This window comes from Streptomyces niveiscabiei, assembly GCF_001419795.1.
GTDB lineage: Bacteria > Actinomycetota > Actinomycetes > Streptomycetales > Streptomycetaceae > Streptomyces > Streptomyces niveiscabiei.
In genome coordinates this window covers 205-3,799 of sequence record NZ_LIRL01000304.1, presented here as the reverse complement: position 1 = coordinate 3,799, position 3,595 = coordinate 205, and the positions used below count along the sequence as shown (strand labels likewise).

5 protein-coding genes are annotated in these 3,595 nt (G+C 73.8%); 2 read left to right on the top strand and 3 right to left on the bottom strand.

Annotated elements, in window-relative coordinates; genetic code table 11:
- Nucleotides 1-221: pyridoxine 5'-phosphate oxidase C-terminal domain-containing protein (locus AOK24_RS15935; protein ID WP_276206837.1), on the top strand; the 221-nt coding region annotated here is incomplete at its 5' end.
- 70 nt (nucleotides 222-291) lie between these two features.
- Here the strand turns inward: AOK24_RS15935 and AOK24_RS15930 are convergent.
- Genes AOK24_RS15930 through AOK24_RS15920 form a run of 3 tightly spaced genes read right to left on the bottom strand, consistent with a single transcriptional unit; the run spans nucleotide 292 to nucleotide 2,899 of the window.
- Nucleotides 292-1,197: a helix-turn-helix domain-containing protein gene (locus AOK24_RS15930; protein WP_240553948.1), complete on the bottom strand. Its 906-nt coding sequence runs from the start codon at nucleotides 1,195-1,197 to the stop codon at nucleotides 292-294.
- A gap of 53 nt (nucleotides 1,198-1,250) precedes the next feature.
- Nucleotides 1,251-1,895 (bottom strand): response regulator transcription factor, encoded by a 645-nt coding sequence (locus AOK24_RS15925; RefSeq protein ID WP_055720737.1) that lies wholly within the window; start codon nucleotides 1,893-1,895, stop codon nucleotides 1,251-1,253.
- Nucleotides 1,883-2,899 carry a histidine kinase gene (locus AOK24_RS15920; protein WP_079056834.1) on the bottom strand — a complete coding sequence of 339 codons (1,017 nt, stop codon included), beginning with the start codon at nucleotides 2,897-2,899 and terminating at the stop codon, nucleotides 1,883-1,885. The genes AOK24_RS15925 and AOK24_RS15920 overlap by 13 nt, the downstream gene beginning before the upstream one ends.
- A gap of 56 nt (nucleotides 2,900-2,955) precedes the next feature.
- Here AOK24_RS15920 and AOK24_RS15915 point away from each other — a divergent pair.
- On the top strand, nucleotides 2,956-3,595 hold a 640-nt coding region (locus AOK24_RS15915; protein ID WP_420876667.1), incomplete at its 3' end, for a Gfo/Idh/MocA family oxidoreductase.

Below are 3,595 nucleotides of genomic sequence, written 5' to 3'. Positions count from 1 at the left end.
GCCGCCCCCTCGCCGGCGAGAACGCCCTGCGCGCCGAGGCGCGATCCCTGGTCGCCGCCGGCGCGGACGTCCCCCGCCCCGCCGAGTGGACCGGCTACCGCCTCGTCCCCACCGCCGTCGAGTTCTGGTACGGCAGCCCCGACCGCCTCCACCGGCGCCTGCGCTACGACCGTCCCGGCACCGGCACGGGCACCTGGACGCACGAACGCCTCCAGCCCTGAGCCGCTCCGGCGTCGCCCCGGGGCAACGCCGGTCAACACCGGTCAGCCGGCGGGTAGTTCACGTACCCCGTCAGTCCCGCCGGACCAGGAACCGCTGGTCCGCCGAGTCCCCGCACCGCCGTTCCGACGCCTCCGCGCCCTCCTTCGCGTCGGCGACCCCGATGCACCGCCCACTGCTCACCACCCGGAACCGGAAGGCGTCCCCGACCGCCTCCAGCCGCAACAGCGTGCCCTGCGAACAGTCGTTACGGGGCTCCAACATCCCTTTCCCCGGGCCGGAGTTCATGACCGTGAGGCACCCCCGCCCCTCCTGCGGATGATGCCACTGGACGCGGTACAGGTTCTCCCCGGCCGGTTCGAGATACGTACGCGGTACGGTCGCCTGCGCGCACGGCAACTGCACCGCGACGGCGTTGGGGTACGCGCCCGCCCGGTCGCGCCCGTCGGTGAGGCAGAGCTCCGGCGTCCGGGCGGGCCGGATGGTGACCCACCCGCTCAGCGCCGCCGCCCGCGCGTCCCCGGAACCGCCGTTGTCGTCGTTGTCGTCGCCGAGCAGCCACCACAGCCCCAGCCCGAGCAACGGGAGCACGCACACGGCGACGAGGACGCCCGTACGCACTGTGAACCGGCGGGGTGTGGGCCCCGAGGACAACTCCTCGGCGCCTGCGCCCGGTTCAGCGTCGACCGGCGCGACGGCTCCCGAAGCGATCCGCTCCCGCGCCTCCAGCCACACCCCCACCCGCTCCCCGTCCCCGCACGCCCTGACGAACGCGGCGACCACATCGGGCCGGGGCAGGTTCGCGCGCCCCAGCACATCGGCCAGCGTGCTGCGCGCCAGCACGTCCCCGTTGCGGGCCGCCTTCACCTCCAACTCCCGGTAGGTCAGCCCCGACCGCTCCTTCAACAGCCGCATCACCGCGACGAATTCGGCCGCATCCCGGGCTTCGTACGGCGACACATCCCCCATGTCTCTCATGAACGTCATCCTGCTGCGCCCCCGCGACTGCGGCCTGATCCGCCGGACAGGCCCTAGGCGACGCCCAGGAACCGCAGCACCGCCAGCACCCGCCGGTGGTCCGCGTCCGCCCTCGGCAGGTCCAGCTTCGTGAAGATGCTGTTGATGTGCTTGGCCACGGCGCTCTCGCTGACCACCAACCGCCCCGCGATCCCCGCGTTGGAGCGCCCGCCCGCCATCAGCTCCAGCACCTCGCGCTCACGCGGCGTGAGCCGGTCGAGGGGGTCGCTGTGCCGGCGTGCCAGGAGCTGGGACACGACCTGGGGGTCCAGCGCGGTGCCCCCGGCGGCCACTCGGCGCACCGTGCCCGCGAACTCCTCGACGTCCGCGACGCGCTGCTTGAGGAGGTACCCGATCCCCGTGGTGTGCGCGGAGAGCAGGTCGGCCGCGTACCGCTCCTCCACGTACTGCGACAGCAGCAGGACGGCGGTTTCCGGCCACTGGCGTTTGATCACCAGCGCCGCCCGCACCCCCTCGTCGGTGAAGCCGGGCGGCATCCGCACGTCCACCACCGCGATGTCCGGCCGGTACTCCCGCACCGCGCCCAACAGGCCCTCGGCGTCGCCCACTTCGGCCGCCACCTCGAACCCGGCCAGCTCCAGGACCTTGACGACCCCGATCCGCAGCAGCACCGAGTCCTCGGCGATCACGGCACGCACGGCAACTCCACGGTCAGCACGGTCGGCCCTCCCACAGGGCTGTCGAGAGACAGCTTCCCATCCACCGCCGCGACCCGCTTGACCAGCCCCGCGAGGCCGCTCCCGGCCCCGACCCGGGCCCCGCCCGCACCGTCGTCGCCGACCACGACCAGCAGCGTCGGCCCGAACCGCTCCACCGACACCTCGGCCCGCGAAGCCTCCGCGTGCTTCACCACGTTCGTCAGCGCCTCCGACACCACGAAATAGGCGACGGACTCGACCGTCGCCGACGGCCGCGCCGACAGCTCCACCCGCACCCGCACCGGGATCGGCGCCCGCCCCGCGAGCCCCGACAGCGCCGCGTCGAGCCCCCGGTCCTCCAGCACCGCCGGATGCAACCCCCGTACCAGCGCCCCGAGTTCCTCGATCGCCTCCTTCGCCTCCCGGTGCGCCTCGTCCAGCACCCGCCGCGCGTCCGGCGGCAGTCCGGTGAGCGTCGCCCTCGCGATCCCGAGGTTCACGGCGAGCGACACCAGCCGCTGCTGCGCCCCGTCGTGCAAGTCCCGCTCGATACGCCGCCGTTCCGCGTCCACGGCGTCCACCAGACCCGCCCGGCTCTCCGCCAGCGTGCTCACCCGGCGCGCCAACTGCTCCGTACGGCTCGGCCCGAGCCGCGCCGCGGCGACCCGCCCGTCCAGCCGGACGAGGACCACGCGCAGCTCGTCCCGGTCGAGGTGCACCCCCACGGCGTGCCCCGCCTCGGGGACGAGCCGCAGGACGGTGCGGGGCTTGCCGCCGGTGGAGGCGCGGCGGCCGGCCTCCGCCGCGAGGCCCTCCTCCCGCAGCCGCGCGGTGATCTTGCTGACGGCCTGCGGGGTGAGCCCGGTCCGCTCGGCGAGTTCGAGGCGGCTGATCCCGTCGGCGCCAGCCGTGCGCAGCAGGTCGAGCACGAGCGCGGTGTTGTGCCCGCGCACGGCGAGGAGGTTGGTGCCCGTCGTACGCCCCGGGTCGTTCGTCCTGTTCACGGCTCCATTCTCGCCCGCGCTTGCACTTTGGCAACAGCGTTGCCAAAGTGGACGGCATGAGTACTGGCGCTGCTGCGAACCCCCTCCGCGTGGGCCTGATCGGCTACGGCCTCGCGGGTTCCGTCTTCCACGCCCCGCTGATCGGCACGACGAAGGGCCTGACCCTCGACACGGTCGTCACCTCGAACCCGGACCGCCAGGCGCAGGCGCGCGCCGAGCACCCGGGCGCCGGGGTCGTCGCGTCGCCGGACGAACTCCTCGCGCGGGCGGGCGAGTTGGACCTGGTGGTGATCGCGTCCCCGAACCGGACACATGTCCCGCTGGCGACCGCCGCGCTCGACGCGGGGCTGCCGGTCGTCGTCGACAAGCCGATCGCGGGGACGGCGGCGGAGGCCCGCGCGCTGGCGGCGCTCGCCGAGGAGCGCGGTCTGCTGCTGTCCGTCTTCCAGAACCGCCGCTGGGACAACGACTTCCTCACGCTGCGCAAGCTCCTCGCCGACGGCGAACTCGGTGACGTATGGCGGTTCGAGTCCCGCTTCGAGCGCTGGCGTCCGCTGCCGAAGGGCGGCTGGCGCGAGTCCGGCGACCCGGCAGAGATCGGAGGTCTGCTGTACGACCTGGGTAGTCACCTGGTGGACCAGGCGCTGGTGCTGTTCGGTCCGGTGACGTCCGTGTACGCGGAGGCGGACGTCCGCC